Raw genomic sequence first — 19,312 nt, 5'->3', positions numbered from 1 at the left:
GGTGGGCCAGTAGTTTCTCCGCATGCCTCGACTGCGGCGCACGTTCCCCGACCAGCCGGGCTGGACCCGGCGCAAGGCCGGCAAGGGCTTCACCTACCTCGACGAGCACGGCAAGCGCCTCGACGACGAGCAGGTGCAGCGCTGCAAGGACCTGGTCATCCCGCCGGCGTGGACCGACGTGTGGATCACGCCCCATCCCAACGGCCACCTGCAGGCGGTCGGCACCGACGACGCCGGACGCAAGCAGTACCTCTACCACCCGCAGTGGCGCGCGAGCCGCGACGCCGCGAAGTTCGACCGGATCCTGGTGTTCGGCAAGGCGCTGTCCAAGGCGCGCGAGCGCGTGCTCGCCGACATCGGGTCCGAGGGGATGTCGCTGGAGCGGGCGTGCGCGGTCGCCGTACGCCTGCTCGACCTCGGCTACTTCCGCATCGGCAACGACGTCTACACCGACACCCACGGCTCCTTCGGCCTGACCACGATGCTCAAGGAGCACGTCTCGCGGCAGGGCAAGGCGCTGCGCTTCAGCTTCGTGGGGAAGTCCGGGGTGGAGCACGACATCACCATCGACGACCCGTCCGCGACCGAGGCGCTCGACGTGATGCGCCGCCGGCGCGGCGGTGGCGACAGGTTGCTCGCGTGGAAGGACGGCCGGCGCTGGAAGGGCCTGTCGTCCGCCGACGTCAACGACTACATCCGCACGTGCTTCGGGATCGAGGCCACCGCCAAGGACTTCCGCACGTGGCACGCCACCGTCATCGCCGCCGACGCGCTGGCCGAGACCGAGGAGCCCGGGAAGTCCAAGGCGTCACGCAAGCGTGCCGTCGCGAGCGCGATGAAGGAGGTCTCGGAGTTCCTCGGCAACACCCCCACCCTCGCGCGGACGTCGTACGTCGACCCGCGGGTGGTCGAGGCCTACGAGCGCGGCCGCACGGTCAAGGTCCGGGGGAAGTACGACACGGACGACGCCCGGCAGGCCGCGCTCGAGCGGGCGGTGCTCAAGCTCCTCAACTCCGGCTGACCGGGCACTTCCTCGCGCTGGGAGGCGCCGACCGGGCACTTCCTCGCGCTGGGAGGCGCCGACCCCGGTCACTGGTCCTGTGCGCGAGGAAGTGCCCGGTCAGCTGTTGGCGACCACGTAGTCGATCGCGCCGGTGAGCTTCTCGACGTCCGACGGGTCGATCGCGGGGTACATCGCGATCCGCAGCTGGTTGCGCCCGAGCTTTCGGTAGGGCTCGGTGTCGACCACGCCGTTGGCGCGGAGCGTCGCCGCGATCGCGGCGGCGTCGATCGAGTCGTCGAAGTCGATCGTGCCGATGACGAGCGAGCGGTCGGCCGCCTCGGCGACGTAGGGCGTCGTGTAGGACGTGCGCTCCGCCCACCCGTAGAGCGCGTCGGACGACGCGGTCGTCCGCTCCACCATCCCCTTGAGGCCGCCCTGGGCGTTCATCCAGTCCAGCTGCTCGGCCATGAGGAACAGCGTCGCGACCGACGGGGTGTTGTAGGTCTGGTTCTTCGAGGAGTTGTCGATCGCGGTCGGCAGGTCGAAGAAGGGCGGGACGTAGCGGTCGGTCGCCGCGATCTCCTCGGCCCGGGCCAGGGCGCGCGGCGACATGAGCGCGATCCACAGGCCGCCGTCGGAGGCGAAGCACTTCTGCGGTGCGAAGTAGTAGGCGTCGACCTGGTCCAGGTCGACCGGCAGGCCGCCCGCGCCGGAGGTCGCGTCGACGAGGACCAGCGCGTCGTCGGCCACGCCGGCGGGACGGCGTACGGGCGCCATGACCGCGGTCGAGGTCTCGTTGTGGGCCCAGGCGTAGGCGTCGACGCCTTCCTCGGCGACGGCCTCGGGACGCGAGCCGGGGTCGCTGCTGATCACCGTCGGGTCGGCGAGCCACGGCGCCTTCTTGGCCGAGGTGGCGAACTTCGAGGAGAACTCGCCGAAGGCGAGGTGCTGGCTCTTCTCGCGGATCAGGCCGAAGCAGGCGATGTCCCAGAAGGCGGTCGCGCCGCCGTTGCCGAGGACGACCTCGTAGCCGTCGGGCAGGTCGAACAGCGCGGCCAGGCCCTCGCGCACGCGGCCCACGGTGTTCTTCACGGGCGCCTGCCGGTGGGACGTGCCCATCAGCGTCGAGCCCGTGGCGGCCAGAGCGTCGAGGTGGCTCGTCTGGATCTTGGAGGGGCCCGCGCCGAAGCGGCCATCGGCGGGCAGGAGCTCGGCGGGGATCTTGAGGGCGTCGGTCATGGGGAGGAACCTCACGTGGAAGCGGAAGGGTGGTCCTGACGACGCTGTCAGAGGCGCCTAGTGTGTCACCCGCCGACGAAAAGTCAGAGACGGGGACGCACCATGAACACCGACCTGCGCATCGAGCGGGTCGCCATCACCCACCCGGACGCGGTGCTGCTGGTCGAGGCGGTCCAGGAGGAGTACGTCGCTCGCTACGGCGGTCGCGACGAGTCGCCGGTCGACCCGGCCGACTTCGAGGACCCGCTCGGCCGGTTCTTCGTCGGCTACCTCGACGGCGCGCCGGTCGCGACCGCGGCCTGGCGGCGCAGCTCGGTGAAGGCGCTCGGCGCAGACGTGACGGCCGAGGTCAAGCGGATGTACGTCGTCCCTGCCGCCCAGCGCCGCGGCCTGGCCCGGCGGATGCTCGCCCACCTCGAGGCCACGGCCGCCGAGGCGGGCATCGAGGCGCTGGTGCTGGAGACCGGGATGAAGCAGCCCGAGGCGATCGAGCTCTACCTCTCCTCGGGCTACGAGCCGATCCCCGGCTTCGGCCACTACCGCGGCTCCGACCTGAGCCGCTGCTTCGGCCGCCGCCTCTGAGAGCTGCTCGCCGAGAACTACAGCGTTGATGTTCCACCGAACCCCTGACGGTGACGGGTGGGGCCACCTACGGTCACTGGGCCACACGTGATCAGAGGGAAAGGTGGGACGTCGCCATGCGAGCGAACCTGCGCATCGTCGCGCTCGTCCTCGGCATGGTGACGGTCGTGCTCCTGGGCGGGACGACCGCCGCCTCGGCCACCGACCCGACCAGCCACCGGGGGACGGTGACGTCCTCCGCGCCCTACCTCATGCCGCTCGAGCCGTACGCCGGCTACCAGCCGCAGTCGACCTGTCGGCGTACGCCCAAGCCGGGGGTCCTGCTCCTCGCGGACTGGCTCGTCGCACGGGGCGGCGGCTACGGGCCGATCAGCCGGTCCTGCAGCGGCTCGAGCACGAGCGAGCACAAGGAGTCGCGCGCCTTCGACTGGCTCCTCGACGCGAGCAGCGAGACCGACCAGGCCCTCGCAGCAGCCCTGCTGGACGAGCTCTTCGCGCCCGACGACACCGGCGCTCCCCACGCGTTGGCCCGCCGGATGGGGATCATGTACATCATCTGGGACGACACGATGTACGCCTCCTACGACGGCTTCGTCGCGAAGCGCTACCTGAGCTCGAGCTGCCGTACGCGGCGCACCTGCTCGCCGACGCTGCGCCACCGCGACCACCTGCACGTCTCGCTGACCCGGCAGGGCGCGAAGGGCGCGACGTCCTGGTACGTCGCCCAGCCCTCCGCCTGACCGCGTCGGCTGCGTCGTCGTGCGCACGGGCGTGGGCCGGCGCTCGTAGGCTGGGGCCCATGGACCGCGGGTTGATGCTCAACGACGCCGACTGCGGCTTCTGCATGCGCACCGCCGCCCTCGTCCCGCGGCTCGGGGTCGACGTCGATGCCGCCACGATCCAGGCGGTCGACCTCGACGCGCTCGGGGTGGACCCGGAGCGGGCCGTCGTCGAGATGCCGTACGTCCACCCTGACGGCCGCGTCGACTACGGCCACCGGGCCTTCGCCGCGATCCTCGGCACCGGCCCGCTGCCGTGGCGAGCGGTCGGCCGGATCATGACCAGCCGGCCCGTCGACCCGGTCGCGCGCCGCGTCTACCACTGGGTCGCGGCCAACCGGTCCCGCCTGCCCGGCGGGACCGCGGCCTGCGTGCTCCCACCTCTGGTGGTCGAGGAGGGACGAAGTCCCGTCACGAGACCCGGGTCTCGTGACGGTCGCTAGCGCGACCTCCTCGACCAGCGGGGGTCAGCCCCAGGCCTCGTTCCAGCCCTCGACCTCGCTGGCCGGGCGGGTGCTCGGGCCCGCGTAGACGGCGGACGGGCGGATCAGCCGGCCGGTCATCTTCTGCTCGAGGATGTGCGCCGACCAGCCGCCGGTGCGGGCGCAGGTGAACATCGAGGTGAACATGTGCGACGGCACCTCGGCGAAGTCCAGGACGATGGCCGCCCAGAACTCGACGTTGGTCTCGAGCACGCGGTCGGGGCGGCGTGCCCGCAGCTCCTCGAGGGCGGCCTTCTCGAGCGCCTCGGCGACCTCGTAGCGCGGGGCGTCGAGCTCCTTGGCCGTGCGGCGCAGCACGCGGGCACGGGGGTCCTCGGCGCGGTAGACGCGGTGGCCGAAGCCCATCAGGCGCTCGCCGTTGTCGAGCAGCTCCTTGACGTACGACGTCGCGTCGCCGTCGCGCTTCTCGACCTCCTGGATCATGCCGAGCACGCGCGACGGGGCGCCGCCGTGGAGCGGGCCGGACATCGCGCCGATGGCGCCGGAGAACGCCGCAGCGACGTCCGCACCCGTCGAGGTGATGACCCGGGCGGTGAAGGTGGAGGCGTTCATGCCGTGCTCGGCGGCCGAGGACCAGTAGGCGTCGATCGCGTGCGCGTGCTTGGGGTCGGCCTCGCCGCGCCACCGGATGAGGAACCGCTCGGCCAGCGTCCTGCCCTGGTCGACCTCCTTCTGCGTGACGACCGGCTTGCCGAGGCCGCGCGCGGACTGGGCGGCGTACGACAGCACCATGACGGCGACGCGGGAGAGGTCGAGGCGGGCCTGCTCGTCGGAGATGTCGTAGGTCTGGCCCATGCCCAGCATCGGCGCCAGCATCGCGACGGCGGCCTGGACGTCGGCGCGCACGTCGCCGGTGTGGATGGAGATGTTGTAGGGCTCCGCCGGCGGCAGGCCGGGGGTGTAGGAGCCGTCGACGAGGAGACCCCAGACGTTCTCGAAGGGCACGCGGCCGACCAGGTCCTCGATGTCGACGCCGCGGTAGCGCAGCGCCGACCCTTCCTTGTCGGGCTCGGCGATCTGGGTCTCGAACGCGACGACACCTTCGAGGCCGTGATGGATCTCGGTCATGCCACTCCTTCGTGGATCGGGAGTCCCGGAGAGACACCACGGGACGGCTCATTGTGCACCTCGCGACTAACCTCGCGACATGGACCTCTCCGGACTCCGCGCGGAGTACGCACGTGGCGGCCTCGACCTCCCCGACCTCGCCGACGACCCGGTCGAGATGTTCGGGCGGTGGCTCGGCGAGGCGGTCGCGGCCGGCGTGCACGAGCCCAACGCGATGGTGGTCTCCACCGCGACCCCGGACGGCCGGCCCTCGAGCCGGATGGTGCTGCTCAAGGGCTTCGGCCCGGACGGCTTCGTCTTCTTCACCAACCAGGCCTCGCGCAAGGGAGACGAGCTGGCGGCCAACCCGCAGTGCGCGCTGCTCTTCCCGTGGCACCCGCTCGAGCGCCAGGTGCGCATCGAGGGCGTCGCCGAGAAGCTCGACGCGGGGCGGGTCGAGACCTACTTCCGCTCGCGTCCCCGCGGTGCCCAGCTCGGAGCGTGGGCGTCGGCCCAGTCGCGGCCCGTGGCCTCACGCGCCGAGCTGGCGACGTCGTACGCCCGGGTGCAGGAGCGCTTCGGCGCCGACGAGGGCGACGGCGAGGTGCCCGTGCCGCCCGAGTGGGGCGGCTACCGGGTCGTGCCCGAGGCCGTGGAGTTCTGGCAGGGGCGGCCGGGCCGGATGCACGACCGGCTGGTCTACCGCCGCGACGGCGAGGGCTGGTCGATCGAGCGGCTCGCCCCGTAGGTCTGCCCGCGCTGTTGCTGCGATCACCGGGTACCCGGTGACCGCCCGGGTTCCCGCCCGTTGCAGCCGCCGAGAACCCGCCGCAAAGGACTGGAAGCAAGCCACTTGTGAGTGAGCACTCACTCACTTATCCTCGCCGGGTGACCCCTCGCGCCCGACCGATGACTCCCGGGGACCGGCGTGACGCGCTGGTCGAGGCGACGATCCCGCTGCTGCACGAGCACGGCCGGAGGGTCACCACCAAGCAGATCGCCGACGCGGCCGGGGTCGCGGAGGGCACGATCTTCCGGGTCTTCGACTCCAAGGACGACCTCGTCGCCGCGGCCGTCGAGAAGGCGCTCGACATGGAGCCGTTCCTCGCCGACCTCGAGTCGATCGACCTCGACCAGGACCTCCGCGCCCGGCTCATCGACCTCGTCACCCGCCTGCAGGAGCGCTTCCGCGGGATCTTCCTGCTGATGAGCGCGATGGGGATGGTCGGCCCGCCCAAGGCCCACCGGCACGCCGACGAGGGTCGCCGTCGCGCGGAGAAGACCATGGTCGCCGTCGTCGAGCCCGACGCCGCCCTCCTCACCTGCACGCCGACCCAACTCGTGCACATGCTCCGGATGCTGACCTTCTCGGGCACCCACCCCCACATCAGCGACGGCCACCTGCTGACGCCCGACCAGATCGTCGGCACGCTGCTCGACGGCGTGCTGCAGACGAAGGACTCCTGATGCTGCTCCGACTCGTGCGCACCTATCTCGCGCCGTACGCCGCCCCGCTCGCCGCCGTGGTCGCGCTGCAGTTCGTCGGCACGATGGCCGCGCTGTACCTCCCGAGCCTCAACGCCGACATCATCGACCGCGGCGTGGTCACCGGCGACACCGGCTACATCGTGCGCCACGGCGCGCTGATGCTCGCGGTCTCGCTCGTCCAGATCATCTGCTCGATCGCGGCGGTGTGGTTCTCGGCGCGCAACGCGATGGGGGTCGGCCGCGACCTGCGGGCCGCGATCTTCCACCGCGTCGGCTCCTTCTCCGCGCGCGAGGTGCAGCACTTCGGCGCCCCCTCGCTGATCACCCGCGAGACCAACGACGTGCAGCAGGTGCAGATGCTCGTGCTGATGGGCGGCACCTTGATGGTGGCGGCCCCGATCATGATGGTCGGCGGCATCATCATGGCCGCGCGCGAGGACGTCGGGCTGTCGTGGCTGGTGCTGGCCGTGGTGCCCGTGCTCGGCGTCTCGATCGGCCTGATCATCCGCAAGATGGTGCCGAGCTTCCGCCTCATGCAGGAGCGCATCGACGAGGTCAACCGGCTGCTGCGCGAGCAGATCACCGGCGTACGCGTGGTGCGGGCGTTCGTCCGCGAGGAGCACGAGACCGTGCGGTTCGCCGACGCCAACCAGCAGCTCACGGACGTCGCGGTCCGCGCCGGGCGCTGGCAGGCGGCGATGTTCCCGACCGTGATGATCGTGGCCAACGTCGCGACGGTGGGCGTCCTGTGGTTCGGCGGCCACCGGGTCGAGGCCGGCCAGATGGAGGTCGGCGCGCTGACCGCCTACATCTCCTACCTGATGCAGATCGTCATGTCGGTGATGATGGCGATGTTCATGCTGATGATGGTGCCGCGCGCGTCGGTGTGCGCCGACCGCATCGCCGAGGTGCTCGACACGGAGTCGTCGGTCGTCCCGCCGGCCGACCCGTTGACCGACCTGCCCGAGCGGCTCGGCCTCCAGCTCGACGCCGTGACGTTCGCCTACCCGGGCGCCGAGGAGCCGGTGCTGCGCGAGGTGGCGCTGAGCGCCAGCCCGGGGGAGACGGTGGCCGTCGTCGGCTCGACCGGCGCCGGCAAGTCCACCCTGGTCAACCTGGTGCCCCGCCTCTTCGACGCCACCGGCGGGTCCGTGCGCGTCGGCGGCGTCGACGTGCGCGACCTCGACCCCGAGACCCTCTGGTCACGCCTGGGCCTCGTGCCGCAGAAGGCCTTCCTCTTCCGCGGGACCGTCGCCGACAACCTGCGCTACGGCAAGTCCGACGCCACCGAGGAGGAGATGTGGGCCGCCCTCGAGATCGCCCAGGCCAGGGAGTTCGTCGAGGCGATGCCCGACGGCCTCGCGTCCGAGATCGCCCAGGGCGGCGCGAGCCTCAGTGGCGGCCAGCGCCAGCGGATGGCCATCGCCCGCGCCATCATCCGCCGACCCGACATCTACCTCTTCGACGACTCCTTCTCCGCGCTCGACCTCACCACCGACGCCCGGCTCCGCGCCGCGCTGCGTCCGGTGACCCGTGACGCGACGGTCGTGATCGTGGCGCAGCGCGTCGCGACGATCCGCCACGCCGACCGGATCGTGGTGATGGAGGACGGCGCCGTCGTCGGGACCGGCGCCCACGACGAGCTCCTCGAGTCCTGCTCGACCTACCGCGAGATCGTCGAGTCCCAGCTCACCGCAGATGAGGTGGCCTGAGTGAGCACGGAGGCCCCCGCCAAGGGCGGGCAGATGAAGGAGACCGAGCGGGTCCAGGCCGGCCCTGGCCCGGGCCGCGGCCCGATGGGCGGCGGGATGATCGGTCAGAAGGCCGACACCTTCTGGCCCTCGCTCAAGCGGCTGCTCGCGCGACTGCGCCCCGAGCGCCACAAGGCGTACGCCGTCCTGGTCCTGACGCTGCTCAGCGTCGTCGCCACGGCCGTCGGCCCCAAGATCCTGGGCCGGGCGACCGACCTGGTCTTCGCCGGCCTGATCGGCAAGGACGTGCTGGCGTCCGGCGCCACGCAGGAGCAGGCGGTCGAGGCGCTGCGCGCCCGGGGCGAGGGCAACCAGGCCGACATGATCGAGTCGATGAGGCTCACCGACGGGGTGGACTTCTCCGCGGTGGCCGACGTGCTGACGCTGGTGCTCGCCGTCTACGTCGGGGCGTCGCTGCTGGCGTGGTTGGGCGGCTACCTCCTCAACGACGTCGTGCAGGGCACGGTGCTCCGGATGCGCTCGGAGGTCGAGGACAAGGTCCACCGGCTGCCGCTGGGCTACTTCGACAAGCAGCCACGCGGCGAGCTGCTGAGCCGGGTCACCAACGACATCGACAACATCAGCCAGACGCTCCAGCAGACGATGAGCCAGATGCTCAGCTCGCTGCTGACCGTCCTCGCGGTGCTGGCGATGATGTTCTGGATCTCGCCGCTGCTGGCGCTGGTCGCGCTGGTCTCGGTGCCGATCTCGATGTTCGTCACCGGTGCCGTGATGAAGCGGTCGCAGGGCATGTTCATCCAGCAGTGGCGCCGCACCGGCACCCTCAACGCCCACATCGAGGAGACGTTCTCCGGCCACGCGATCGTCAAGGTCTTCGGCCGCCAGGCGGAGGCCGAGCGGGTCTTCGCCGAGCAGAACGACGAGCTCTACGAGGCGTCGTACGGCGCCCAGTTCGTCAGCGGGCTGATCATGCCGATCATGATGTTCGTCGGGAACCTCAACTACGTCGTGATCGCCGTCCTCGGCGGCCTCCGGGTCGCCAGCGGCACGATGTCGCTCGGTGACGTGCAGGCGTTCATCCAGTACTCCCGCCAGTTCACGCAGCCGCTCACGCAGGTCGCGTCGATGCTCAACCTGCTGCAGTCCGGCGTCGCCTCGGCGGAACGGGTCTTCGAGCTGCTCGACGCACCCGAGGAGTCGGCCGAGGCGTCGGGTCGCCCGGCGGCCGCGGAGGACGCACACGGCGAGGTGCGCTTCGAGGACGTGTCGTTCTCCTACGACCCGGAGCGGCCGCTGATCGAGCACCTGACGCTGACCGCCCAGCCGGGCAGCACGGTCGCGATCGTCGGCCCGACCGGCGCCGGCAAGACCACGATGGTCAACCTGGTGATGCGCTTCTACGACCCGCAGTCGGGGCGGATCCTCATCGACGGCGTCGACATCACCACGATCCCGCGCGGTGTGCTGCGTGGCCGGATCGGGATGGTGCTGCAGGACACCTGGCTCTTCGCCGGGACGATCCGCGACAACATCGCCTACGGCCGGCCCGACGCGACCGAGGACGAGATCCTCGAGGCGGCGCGCGCGACCTTCGTGGACCGCTTCGTGCACTCGCTGCCCGACGGCTACGACACGGTCATCGACGAGGACGGGTCCAACCTGTCGGCCGGCGAGCGCCAGCTGGTGACCATCGCGCGGGCGTTCCTCTCCGATCCTGCCCTGCTGATCCTCGACGAGGCGACCTCCTCGGTCGACACGCGCACCGAGCTGCTGCTCCAGCAGGCGATGGCGGCGCTGCGCTCGGACCGTACGTCGTTCGTCATCGCGCACCGGCTCTCCACGATCCGCGACGCCGACCTGATCCTGGTGATGGAGGACGGCTCGATCGTGGAGCAGGGCTCGCACGAGCAGCTGCTCGACGCCGACGGCGCGTACGCCCGGCTCTACCGCTCGCAGTTCGAGGCCCCGGTCGAGGAGGCCGTGGTCTGACCTGCCTCCCTGTCACGTCGCTTCGTCTCGTGGGTGGCGGCATACGACACGTCGCGCCGCGGGGGTGGCGGCATACGACAGGTGGCGGGCTGACATCGATGTCGTACGCCGCCAGGGTGGCGAAGCCCGATGTCGTATGCCGCCACCCCGGGCGGACACCCGACACCGGGCGGACACCCGACACCGGACACCGGACACCGATGCGTGTGGCGGGGGAGCAACCAGAAGCCGCGGGGTTAATCCGTTGAGCACCTCCGCCCGCCGACGTACGCTCGTCGCACACGGAAAGGAGGTGATCCGAAGAATGAAGTCTTTTCGGATGAGTGAGGTGGCTGCCCGCTAGGCAGCCCGGCTACGCCGACAGCTGCCGGCGAAACCACTGCAGCCACCCGACCCGCAGGCCCCCGGAGTCATCCCCCGGGGCCCCTCCTCAGAGGGGCAGCAGGCCTGCGGGTCGCTGCATGTCCGGGTGTGGGCCAGGTCTCACGAGGCGGGGTTGGTCCGTCGGGGCGAAACGACATATAGTTGCGTCAAACAACTATTGCTCTACGCAACCAAGACTCACCTGAACGAAGGCATGCAGTGACCCAGGCACCCACCATCACCGCCGAGCAGAGCGGGCAGATGACGCACCGTGAGGTGCTCGAGGCCCTCAGCGGTCTCCTCCTCGCGATGTTCGTCGCGATGCTCTCGAGCACGATCGTCAGCAACGCGCTGCCGACCATCGTCGACGACCTCGAGGGCAGCCAGACCGGCTACACCTGGGTCGTCGTCGCGACCATGCTGGCGATGACCGCGACGACGCCGATCTGGGGCAAGTTCGCCGACCTCTTCGACAAGAAGCTGCTGGTGCAGTCGGCGCTGGTGATCTTCTCCATCGGCTCGCTCATCGCCGGCTTCGCGCCGTCGATGGAGGTGCTGATCGGCGCCCGCGTCGTCCAGGGCCTCGGCGTCGGCGGGCTCACCGCGCTCGTGCAGGTCGTGATCGCCACGATGGTCTCCCCGCGTGAGCGCGGTCGCTACAGCGGCTACATCGGCGCGGTGTTCGCCCTCGCCACGGTGAGCGGCCCGCTCGTCGGTGGCGTCCTGGTGGACACCGTCGGCTGGCGCTGGTGCTTCTTCGCCGGCCTCCCGGTGGCCGCCCTCGCCTTCGTCGTGCTCCAGAAGACCCTGCGCCTGCCGGTCGTGAAGCGCGACGTCACCATCGACTACGTCGGCGCCTTCCTGCTCGTCGGCGGCGTCTCGATCCTCCTGATCTGGGTCTCCCTCGGCGGCATCAACTTCGACTGGGTCTCCTGGACCAGCGCCCTGCTCGTCGTGGGCTCCGTCGCCGTGATCGCCGCGGCGGTCCACGTCGAGGCCAACGTCGCCAAGGACCCGGTCATCCCGCTGCGCCTCTTCCGGGACCGCACCCTGACTCTCGCCACCGTCGCCTCCGTGCTGATCGGCGTCGCGATGTTCGGCTCGACCGTCTACCTCAGCCTCTACTTCCAGCGCGCCAAGGACATGAGCCCGACCGAGGCCGGCCTGATGTCGATCTGCATGGTCGGCGGCCTCCTCGTCTCGAGCATCATCAGCGGCCGCATCATCACCGCCACCGGCCTCTGGAAGCGCTGGCTCGTCGGCGGCATGGTCGCCGTCATCGCCGGCATCGCGCTGCTGTCCACTATCGACGCCGGCACCCCGCTGTGGCGCACGGGCATCTTCATGGCCGTCCTCGGCCTCGGCCTCGGCGCCACCATGCAGAACCTCGTGCTGGCCGTGCAGAACACCATCGCCCTCTCCGACATGGGCGCCGGCTCGTCGGTCGTCGCGTTCTTCCGCTCGCTCGGCGGCTCGGTCGGCATCGCCGCCCTCGGCGCCGTCCTGGCCCACCAGGTCGCCGACGCGGTCAGGGCCGGCCTCGGTCGCCTGGTCGCGGCACACCCGGAGCTGGCCGAGCAGGTCGGCCACCAGACGGGCGGCGTGCCCGACGTCTCGACGATGCCTGCGCCGATCCGCGCCATCTTCGAGAGCGCGTACGGCGACGCGACCGGCCACATCTTCCTCGTGGCGCTGCCCTTCGCGGTCGGCGCGCTGGTCGCGGTGCTCTTCATCAAGGAGGTGCCCCTGCGCACCTCGGTGAAGCGCGAGGACGAGCTCGTGGCGGAAGCCCGCCCCGAGGCATGATCACCCGAGTGAACGCCGCGATGAGCACGAGCACCAGGACGAGGTACGACGACCTCCGCAGCATCGAGACCGAGGTCGGCACGCTGATCCGCCGGGTCAAGCGCGTGATGGGCGAGCGGGCCCGGGAGATCCACCCGGACCTGCACCCGATCACCTACTTCATCCTCACGCACCTCGCGATGCACGGTCCGCTGCGCGGCGCCGACCTGTCCGACGCCTTCGGCATGGACAAGGGCGGGGTCAGTCGGCAGGTGCAGACCCTGGTCGACCTCGGCCTGGTCGAGCGCCAGCCCAACCCCGAGGACCGGCGCGCGATCCTGCTCGACGCGACCGAGGAGGGCCGTGAACGGCTCAGGACGGTCGCCCGCAGCCGCAGCGACCGATTCGACGAGCGGCTCGCGCACTGGAGCGACACCGAGCTGTCGACGTTCGCCCGCCAGCTGGCGTCGTACAACCGGGCCCTCTCCGACGACTGACCGCACCCCCCTCTATCGAGGGGGGACGGGTCAGCGGAGCCAGGCGGCCGTGTCGGCCGGCAGCTTGCCGTCGACGGGTCCGCTGGCGAGCAGCAGCTCGCCGTCGGGCAGCTCGACGGGGGCGTCGCCGCAGTTGAGGACGACGGTCAGCGGGCCGCGGCGGAAGGCGAGGACGTCGGTGCCGAGGTCGAGCGGCTCGACCGTCTCGCCGGCGCTCCACGCGAAGGTGCGGCGGACCCGCAGCGCCTCGCGGTAGAACGTCAGCGTCGACTCGGGGTCAGTCGCCTGGGCCTCGGCGGTGAGCGGCGCCCAGTCGGCCGGCTGCGGGATCCACGGCTGCGACCCACCCGGCCCGAAGCCGTACGGCGCCTCGGTGCCGCTCCACGGCATCGGCACGCGGCAGCCGTCGCGACCGACCTCGCCGGTGCGGAGGAAGGCCGGGTCCTGGCGGTCGACCGGTGCGACGTCGACCTGCTCGAGGCCGAGCTCCTCGCCCTGGTAGATGTAGCTCGAGCCGGGCAGCGCGAGCATGGTCAGCGTGGCCGCACGGGCGCGGGCGAGGCCCTGCGCGCCGCCGCCGTAGCGCGTCGTGTGGCGTACGACGTCGTGGTTGCTGAGCACCCACGTCGGCGAGGCGCCGACCGGCTCGACCGCCGCGAGGGTGTCGGCGATGACCGCGGCGAAGGCCTCAGCGGACCAGTCGGCCAGCAGCCAGGCGAAGTTGAAGGCCTGGTCCAGCTCGTCGGGGCGCACGAAGGCGGCCATCGACTCGGCGGTCTGCGTCCACGCCTCGGCGACGGCCATCTTGTCCGGGCCGGCCTCGTCGAGGACCCGGTGCCAGGCGCGGTAGACGTCGTGGACCTCGGGCTGGTCCCACATCGGCTCGTCCTTGAGGTCGAGCGAGACCATCGAGTGGTCGGTGTTGACCTGACCGGAGCTGGCGCGCTTGCCCTCCTCGACGACCTGGTCGCGCAGCGACGCCTCCTTGAAGAGCCCGTGCGCGACGTCGACGCGGAACCCGTCGACGCCACGGTCGAGCCAGAAGCGCAGCACCTCCTCGAACATCTCGGGGACCTCGGGGTTGCGCCAGTCGAGGTCGGGCTGGGTGGAGTCGAAGAGGTGGAGGTACCACTGGCCGTCCTCGACCTGGGTCCACGCGGGACCGCCGAAGACGGACTCCCAGTTGTTGGGCGGGGTGCCGGCCGGCTTGCCCGCGGGCGAGTCGCGGAACAGGTAGCGCGCGCGCTCCGGGCTGCCGGGCCCGGCGGCGAGCGCCGCCTGGAACCACTCGTGCTGGTCGGACGTGTGGTTGGGGACCAGGTCGACCACGACGCGCAGGCCCAGCTCGTGGGCGCGGGCGATCAGCGCGTCGGCGTCGGAGAGCGAGCCGAACAGCGGGTCGACGTCGCGGTAGTCGGCGACGTCGTAGCCGTGGTCGTTCTGGGGGGAGGTGTAGAACGGCGTGATCCAGAGCGCGTCCGCGCCGAGCTCGGCGATGTGCGGCAGGCGCGAGGTGATGCCGGGCAGGTCGCCGACGCCGTCGCCGTCGCTGTCGGCGAAGCTGCGGACATAGACCTGGTAGACGACGGCGTGGCGCCACCAGTCGTCGCGGCCCGCGGGGATTGGAACGTTCACATCAGCCATGCGCGCCATCTTCTCAACTGTCGGGGAGGGGTGTCGAACCGGCGTCACCGGCTGGGCACGCTGCCGCCGAACATCGCGGGGTCGACGGCGATCCACGTGTGCTCGGCGGTCGCGACGACGCGGCCGTCGGCGTCGTACAGCGTGGAGGCGGTGAAGGTCTTGCGACCGTCCTGCCCGCGTCCCTCGCCCACGACCACGTGCGGCTCGCCGATCACCGGCAGGTCGTCGACCCGCGCGGTCATCCGGCCGAGCACCATCAGCCGCTCGGTGAGGTCGCCGGCCCACCCGCCGATGCAGTCCAGCGCCGCCCACGTGGAGGCGAGCGAGGCCCGCGTGTGCTCGTCGACGTAGGTGTGCCAGTCCTCGTGGAGGCTGGGGTGCGGGGTCCACGCGGCGGCGACCAGGTCGCCGGCCGGGCCGTCGCCGACCTTGCCGGGGAAGATCCGCAGGCCGTCGCCCTCCTCCCGCGCCGTGCCGCAGGAGAAGCAGGTGGGGAAGGGGTGGAAGGTGAGGCCGGGGTACGACGACCCGGCGGCCGCGGCGACGTCGTGGGCGACCGGCTCGACCTCGACGAGCTCGCGGTCCACCCGGTGCGCGGTGGCGATCGTGGCGCCGCCGAACGCGGCCGACAACACGCCGTCGGCCTCCGTCACGTCCAGCGGTGTGTCGAGCGGCGGCGGCTGGCGCAACGAGACCTCGATCGGCGGCCAGCTGTCGCACCTGTTGTCGGGGGAGTCGGCGTCGTCCAGGGCGGCCAACGCACCGGCGGTCCACCCGCCGTTGCCGGAGTCGGGTGGGCCGCAGAAGCGCCGCGGCACGATGAGTTCGCTCACCGGCCTCACTGTGCCACGGGTCGGGGCCACGGGTGGAGGGGCCGCCGCAGTTCGCGGATGGGACACAATGACGTCCGTGAGCGACCTGATCGACACCACCGAGATGTACCTCCGCACGATCTACGAGCTCGTGGAGGAGGGCATCGTCCCGCTGCGCGCGCGCATCGCGGAGCGGCTGCACCAGTCGGGTCCCACCGTGTCGCAGACCGTCGCCCGGATGGAGCGCGACGGGCTGGTGACGGTGCAGGGCGACCGCCACCTCGAGCTCACCGCGGAGGGCCAGCTCCTCGCGACCCGCGTGATGCGCAAGCACCGCCTCGCCGAGCGGCTGCTCACCGACGTCATCGGCCTCGACTGGGAGCTCGTGCACGCCGAGGCCTGCCGCTGGGAGCACGTGATGTCGGAGACGGTCGAGCGCCGCCTGCTCGAGCTCCTCGACCACCCCACCGAGTCGCCGTACGGCAACCCGATCCCCGGGCTCGACGAGCTGGGCCAAGCTCCCAGCGAGGACTTCATGGACAACGTCGAGCCGCTGTCGGAGGCCGCGGTCTCCGAGGACCAGCGCGTCCACGTCCGGCGCATCTCCGAGGAGATGCAGAAGGACGAGGAGCTGATGGGCCTGCTGCGCCGCGTCGGCGCCCTCCCCGGCAAGACCGTCACGATCGCCCGCACCGAGGAGGGCATCCTCATCGGCTCCGGCGGCGAGACCGCCGAGCTCGTGGTCGAGGCGGCCGAGCACATCTTCGTGCGGCGCTGACGCGCGGTTTGTGGTTTCCCCGCCTATGCGGGGAAACCCCGACTTCTGGGGGCGTGCAAACCCCCAGAAGCTCGAGTTTCACCGCAGATGCGGGGAAACTGCAGCGGTCGCCGCAAGAGCAGTGAGGAACTCGCTGCAGCCCACCTCGAGCTTGTACGTCGCCAGCGCGTCGCCGCGGGTCAGCCCGCGGTTCACGACGACGACCGGCGTGCCTCCCGCGGCCGCCCGCTTCACGAACCGCAGCCCGCTCATCACGGTCAGCGACGACCCGGCGACCAGCAGCGCGCCGTCGGTGCCGAGCGCCTCGACCGCGGCGTAGCAGCGGGCCACCCGGTCGGCCGGCACGTTCTCGCCGAAGAACACCACGTCGGGCTTGAGCGGCCCCCCGCAGGGGCAGCGCGGCACCACGAAGTCGTGGGTGTCGTCGAGGTCGACGTCGCCGTCGGGGCGCGACTCGACCCAGCCGTGCCGCTCGAGCCAGCCGGGGTTGAGCGCGTCCAGCTCGCGCTCGAGGGCGCCGCGCGAGGACGTCCTACGACACGACAGGCAGACCACGTCGGCCACCCGTCCGTGCAGGGCCACGAGGCTGCGGGTGCCGGCCGCCTCGTGCAGGCCGTCGACGTTCTGCGTGATCAGCAGCTCGGGGTCGAGCCGGGCGAGCGCGTGGTGGCCGTCGTTGGGCACCGCCCGGCCCATCCGCTGCCAGCCGAGGTGGCTGCGCGCCCAGTAGCGCTGCTGCGCCTCCGGTCCGGCGACGAACTCCTGGTAGGTCATCGGTGCCCGCGCGGGCGCGCCCGGACCGCGGTAGTCAGGGATGCCGGAGTCGGTGGAGAGCCCGGCGCCGGTCAGCACGACCAGCCGCCGGCCGGCCAGCAGGTCGAGGGCCTCGCCCTCGAGGGCTGCGATCGTCACGCGTAGCGCGCCTGCGCGCGGGCCCGGGCCTTGGCCGCCTCGACGTCGCGGTTCTTCGGGGGAGCGGCGGTCACGAGGTCGTCGAGCAGGTGCTCGGTGATGTGCGCGATCTCCTTGACGGCGGCGTAGAAGACCTCCTCGTTGGCCTGCGACGGCTTGGTCGTGCCGGCCACCTTGCGGACGTACTGCAGGGCGGCGGCGGTGACCTCGTCACGCGTGGCCGGCGGCTCGAAGTTGTTCAGCGGTCGGATGTTGCGGCACATGCGTCGAGGGTACGTCGTCCGGACGCGCGGTCAGAGGGAGAAGAAGCCGACGTCCTCACCCGTCACCAGCGCCACCTTGCCCGACGCGAGGGGCACGAGGCGTACGTCGGCGACGTCGCTGCCGTGCTCGACCTCGACCATGCGGTTGGTCATCGAGCCGTCGGCGAGCGAGAGCACCGAGACCCAGCCGGTGGTGCCCTCCCAGCCCTGGGAGACGACCGTGAGCGCGACGCGCTGCTCGGGCAGCCAGGTGAACTGGCGCGGGTCGATGCCGGCGCCGGCGTAGGTGCCCTTGTCGTAGCGGACCACGTCGATCTGGCGCGGGTTCGTGAGGTCGGTGACGTCGAAGAGCGCGGCCTGGGCACCCCGGGTCATGCCGTCGAGGCCGGCGTCCTGGCCCATCCCGATCAGGCGGTGCTCGCCGAGGGGGTGGAGATACTCCGAGAACCCGGGGATCTTCAGCTCGCCCAGCAGGCGCGGGTCGCCGGGGCTGCTCAGGTCGATGGCGTAGAGCGGGTCGGTCTGCCGGAAGGTCACCACGATCGCGAGGTCGTCGAACCAGCGCACGGACTTGATCTGCTCGCCGACGCCGAGGTCGTCGACGCGGCCGTCCTCGAGCAGCTTCGCGCCCTCCTCGCGGAAGGTGACCACCGAGTTGAAGTTGCCGGTCTCGCTGCTCGGCCCGACCGCGACCCGCAGCGACCCGCCGACGGCGTCCATCGACCAACGGTCCGCGATCGTGCCCTCGACCTCGCCCGAGGCGACGTACGTCGCGTCCGTCCCGTCGAGCGCGAAGGCGAAGACCGGCGTGGTGCCGCTGGGTGCCCAGGTGCCGCGGCCGCAGTCGATGCAGTCGTTCCAGACTCCCCACTGCGGTGCGCCGGCGGCGAGGTAGAACCGGTCGGTCGAGAAGTACGACGTGTCGGAGTCCGTCGCCACCGCCGTGGCGGTGCGGGCCCCGGGGTCGGCCGGGTCGAAGGCGAGCACGGTGGTCGTGCCGAGCGCGACCTCCTCGTCGTCGGGGATCGCCACCTCGTCGCAGGCCACGACCGGCTCCCCGTCGACGGTCGGCAGCCAGTCGGCCAGCGTGGTGTCGCGCACCAGGGCGCGGTTGTGCAGCCGCGACCGGATCTGGCCGAACGTGCCGTCGGGGTAGGAGAAGTCGAGCTCGGGCAGGCCGTTCTGGAGGACCACGCGCACCACGTCGCCGTGCAGCCGGACCGCGGAGGCGCGGCCCCGGATCGTCGTGGCGTCCACGACGCTCGGCGAGGTCGGGTCGGCCAGGTCGACGGTGGTGATGGTCGAGGACCTGCCGTCCTGCGAGGTGCCGAGCACGACCGCGCGGCCGTCGACGAAGACCATCTCGCCGCCCGGGTCGCCGACCCAGTCGTTGCCCCGGGCGTCGTCGAGCCGGGTGGTGGACAGCAGCGACGGCTGCGGCCCCGAGACGTCGTACGCCAGCAGCTCGCCCTCGCGCAGCCGCAGCAGCAGCAAGCCGGCGACCTTGACGACGTCGGACTCGTCGACCCCGGCCTCCTGGACGTTGGTGCCCGACTCGTTGCTCTCGGTGCGCGACGTCCTGACCGTCCGCGCGCTGGCTGACGGGGCGCTCATCTCGGCGCCCGCGGACGAGTCGGACGCCCCGAACATCACGACCCCTCCGTCGCCCCAGCCGTAGGGGCCGACCTGGTCGAGAGCCCGCTCGATGTAGGAGTCGAGGAGGGCGTCGCAGTCGGTCGCGAGGGTGAGGTCGGCGTTGGCCAGCGAGATCGGCGGGTCCGACGGCGGCACCTCAGCGGGCCCGGCGCTGCCGAGGGCGTAGCCCACGCCGACCGCGGCGACGAGGCTGGTGGCGGCGGCGACGCCGGTCGTGATCCTGCGGAGACTCATGGCGGTGGGACGGGGCGGATGCGCCC

The 19,312-nt window shown here is 71.6% G+C and carries 18 protein-coding genes; 11 read left to right on the top strand and 7 right to left on the bottom strand.

The window, feature by feature from the left end; genetic code table 11:
* Positions 1 to 22: 22 nt before the first annotated feature.
* Positions 23 to 1,021, top strand: coding sequence for a DNA topoisomerase IB (locus ACS3YM_RS14760; protein WP_439937184.1), 999 nt, complete (start codon positions 23 to 25; stop codon positions 1,019 to 1,021).
* 99 nt (positions 1,022 to 1,120) lie between these two features.
* Here the strand turns inward: ACS3YM_RS14760 and serC are convergent, their stop codons facing one another.
* On the bottom strand, positions 1,121 to 2,242 hold the full coding sequence (gene serC, locus ACS3YM_RS14755; RefSeq protein WP_439937183.1) for a phosphoserine transaminase: 1,122 nt from the start codon (positions 2,240 to 2,242) through the stop codon (positions 1,121 to 1,123).
* A 102-nt stretch (positions 2,243 to 2,344) separates the two neighbouring features.
* Between serC and ACS3YM_RS14750 the strand changes: the two genes are divergently transcribed.
* The 3 genes from ACS3YM_RS14750 to ACS3YM_RS14740 all read left to right on the top strand — a co-directional run bounded on the left by ACS3YM_RS14750 (position 2,345) and on the right by ACS3YM_RS14740 (position 4,046).
* Positions 2,345 to 2,824 carry a GNAT family N-acetyltransferase gene (locus ACS3YM_RS14750; protein WP_439937182.1) on the top strand — a complete coding sequence of 160 codons (480 nt, stop codon included), beginning with the start codon at positions 2,345 to 2,347 and terminating at the stop codon, positions 2,822 to 2,824.
* A gap of 116 nt (positions 2,825 to 2,940) precedes the next feature.
* Positions 2,941 to 3,564, top strand: a complete 624-nt coding sequence (locus tag ACS3YM_RS14745; protein WP_439937181.1) for a hypothetical protein — start codon at positions 2,941 to 2,943, stop codon at positions 3,562 to 3,564.
* A 59-nt stretch (positions 3,565 to 3,623) separates the two neighbouring features.
* Entirely contained in the window at positions 3,624 to 4,046 is a 423-nt protein-coding gene (locus ACS3YM_RS14740) for a thiol-disulfide oxidoreductase DCC family protein (protein ID WP_439937180.1), read from the top strand.
* A 24-nt stretch (positions 4,047 to 4,070) separates the two neighbouring features.
* On the opposite strand, the gene ACS3YM_RS14735 is transcribed toward ACS3YM_RS14740, so the two are convergent.
* Entirely contained in the window at positions 4,071 to 5,174 is a 1,104-nt protein-coding gene (locus tag ACS3YM_RS14735) for a citrate synthase 2 (protein ID WP_439937179.1), read from the bottom strand.
* Between the two features lie 79 nt (positions 5,175 to 5,253).
* On the opposite strand from ACS3YM_RS14735, the gene pdxH reads away from it, so the two are divergent.
* The 6 genes from pdxH (at position 5,254) to ACS3YM_RS14705 (ending at position 12,987) form a co-directional block, all read left to right on the top strand.
* Positions 5,254 to 5,901, top strand: a complete 648-nt coding sequence (pdxH, locus tag ACS3YM_RS14730) for a pyridoxamine 5'-phosphate oxidase (protein ID WP_439937178.1) — start codon at positions 5,254 to 5,256, stop codon at positions 5,899 to 5,901.
* 140 nt (positions 5,902 to 6,041) lie between these two features.
* Positions 6,042 to 6,620, top strand: a complete 579-nt coding sequence (locus ACS3YM_RS14725) for a TetR/AcrR family transcriptional regulator (RefSeq protein ID WP_439937177.1) — start codon at positions 6,042 to 6,044, stop codon at positions 6,618 to 6,620.
* A complete protein-coding gene (locus ACS3YM_RS14720) occupies positions 6,620 to 8,353 on the top strand; it encodes an ABC transporter ATP-binding protein (RefSeq protein WP_439937176.1) in 1,734 nt (577 codons plus the stop codon). The genes ACS3YM_RS14725 and ACS3YM_RS14720 overlap by 1 nt, the downstream gene beginning before the upstream one ends.
* 33 nt (positions 8,354 to 8,386) lie before the next feature.
* Positions 8,387 to 10,342: an ABC transporter ATP-binding protein gene (locus ACS3YM_RS14715; RefSeq protein WP_439939902.1), complete on the top strand. Its 1,956-nt coding sequence runs from the start codon at positions 8,387 to 8,389 to the stop codon at positions 10,340 to 10,342.
* 582 nt (positions 10,343 to 10,924) lie between these two features.
* Positions 10,925 to 12,511 carry an MDR family MFS transporter gene (locus ACS3YM_RS14710; protein ID WP_439937175.1) on the top strand — a complete coding sequence of 529 codons (1,587 nt, stop codon included), beginning with the start codon at positions 10,925 to 10,927 and terminating at the stop codon, positions 12,509 to 12,511.
* Positions 12,512 to 12,531: 20 nt separating this feature from the next.
* On the top strand, positions 12,532 to 12,987 hold the full coding sequence (locus ACS3YM_RS14705) for a MarR family winged helix-turn-helix transcriptional regulator (protein ID WP_439937174.1): 456 nt from the start codon (positions 12,532 to 12,534) through the stop codon (positions 12,985 to 12,987).
* 30 nt (positions 12,988 to 13,017) lie between these two features.
* Here the strand turns inward: ACS3YM_RS14705 and ACS3YM_RS14700 are convergent, their stop codons facing one another.
* Positions 13,018 to 14,631: a glycoside hydrolase family 13 protein gene (locus tag ACS3YM_RS14700; protein ID WP_439937173.1), complete on the bottom strand. Its 1,614-nt coding sequence runs from the start codon at positions 14,629 to 14,631 to the stop codon at positions 13,018 to 13,020.
* Positions 14,632 to 14,675: 44 nt separating this feature from the next.
* Entirely contained in the window at positions 14,676 to 15,464 is a 789-nt protein-coding gene (locus ACS3YM_RS14695; RefSeq protein ID WP_439937172.1) for a hypothetical protein, read from the bottom strand.
* Positions 15,465 to 15,540: 76 nt separating this feature from the next.
* Between ACS3YM_RS14695 and ACS3YM_RS14690 the strand changes: the two genes are divergently transcribed.
* Complete coding sequence (locus ACS3YM_RS14690; RefSeq protein WP_439937171.1) at positions 15,541 to 16,221, top strand: metal-dependent transcriptional regulator; 681 nt, start codon at positions 15,541 to 15,543, stop codon at positions 16,219 to 16,221.
* Between the two features lie 78 nt (positions 16,222 to 16,299).
* On the opposite strand, the gene ACS3YM_RS14685 is transcribed toward ACS3YM_RS14690, so the two are convergent.
* Genes ACS3YM_RS14685 through ACS3YM_RS14675 form a run of 3 tightly spaced genes read right to left on the bottom strand, consistent with a single transcriptional unit; the run spans position 16,300 to position 19,286 of the window.
* On the bottom strand, positions 16,300 to 17,133 hold the full coding sequence (locus ACS3YM_RS14685) for a Sir2 family NAD-dependent protein deacetylase (protein WP_439937170.1): 834 nt from the start codon (positions 17,131 to 17,133) through the stop codon (positions 16,300 to 16,302).
* Positions 17,130 to 17,396 carry a DUF2277 domain-containing protein gene (locus ACS3YM_RS14680; RefSeq protein WP_191193261.1) on the bottom strand — a complete coding sequence of 89 codons (267 nt, stop codon included), beginning with the start codon at positions 17,394 to 17,396 and terminating at the stop codon, positions 17,130 to 17,132. The genes ACS3YM_RS14685 and ACS3YM_RS14680 overlap by 4 nt, the downstream gene beginning before the upstream one ends.
* A 30-nt stretch (positions 17,397 to 17,426) precedes the next feature.
* Entirely contained in the window at positions 17,427 to 19,286 is a 1,860-nt protein-coding gene (locus ACS3YM_RS14675; RefSeq protein WP_439937169.1) for a beta-propeller domain-containing protein, read from the bottom strand.
* Positions 19,287 to 19,312 lie beyond the last annotated feature (26 nt).

The organism is Nocardioides sp. N13(2025), from assembly GCF_051912545.1.
GTDB lineage: Bacteria > Actinomycetota > Actinomycetes > Propionibacteriales > Nocardioidaceae > Nocardioides.
This window is presented reverse-complemented; position numbering and strand designations above follow the sequence as displayed.

Coding starts and splice junctions, on each gene's coding strand:
- serC (WP_439937183.1), bottom strand. CDS start 2,242: ATGACCGACGCCCTCAAGATCCCCGCCGAGCTCCTGCCCGCCGATGGC.
- ACS3YM_RS14760 (WP_439937184.1), top strand. CDS start 23: ATGCCTCGACTGCGGCGCACGTTCCCCGACCAGCCGGGCTGGACCCGG.
- ACS3YM_RS14680 (WP_191193261.1), bottom strand. CDS start 17,396: ATGTGCCGCAACATCCGACCGCTGAACAACTTCGAGCCGCCGGCCACG.
- ACS3YM_RS14700 (WP_439937173.1), bottom strand. CDS start 14,631: ATGGCTGATGTGAACGTTCCAATCCCCGCGGGCCGCGACGACTGGTGG.
- pdxH (WP_439937178.1), top strand. CDS start 5,254: ATGGACCTCTCCGGACTCCGCGCGGAGTACGCACGTGGCGGCCTCGAC.
- ACS3YM_RS14750 (WP_439937182.1), top strand. CDS start 2,345: ATGAACACCGACCTGCGCATCGAGCGGGTCGCCATCACCCACCCGGAC.
- ACS3YM_RS14745 (WP_439937181.1), top strand. CDS start 2,941: ATGCGAGCGAACCTGCGCATCGTCGCGCTCGTCCTCGGCATGGTGACG.
- ACS3YM_RS14740 (WP_439937180.1), top strand. CDS start 3,624: ATGGACCGCGGGTTGATGCTCAACGACGCCGACTGCGGCTTCTGCATG.
- ACS3YM_RS14675 (WP_439937169.1), bottom strand. CDS start 19,286: ATGAGTCTCCGCAGGATCACGACCGGCGTCGCCGCCGCCACCAGCCTC.
- ACS3YM_RS14715 (WP_439939902.1), top strand. CDS start 8,387: ATGAAGGAGACCGAGCGGGTCCAGGCCGGCCCTGGCCCGGGCCGCGGC.
- ACS3YM_RS14705 (WP_439937174.1), top strand. CDS start 12,532: ATGAGCACGAGCACCAGGACGAGGTACGACGACCTCCGCAGCATCGAG.
- ACS3YM_RS14735 (WP_439937179.1), bottom strand. CDS start 5,174: ATGACCGAGATCCATCACGGCCTCGAAGGTGTCGTCGCGTTCGAGACC.
- ACS3YM_RS14720 (WP_439937176.1), top strand. CDS start 6,620: ATGCTGCTCCGACTCGTGCGCACCTATCTCGCGCCGTACGCCGCCCCG.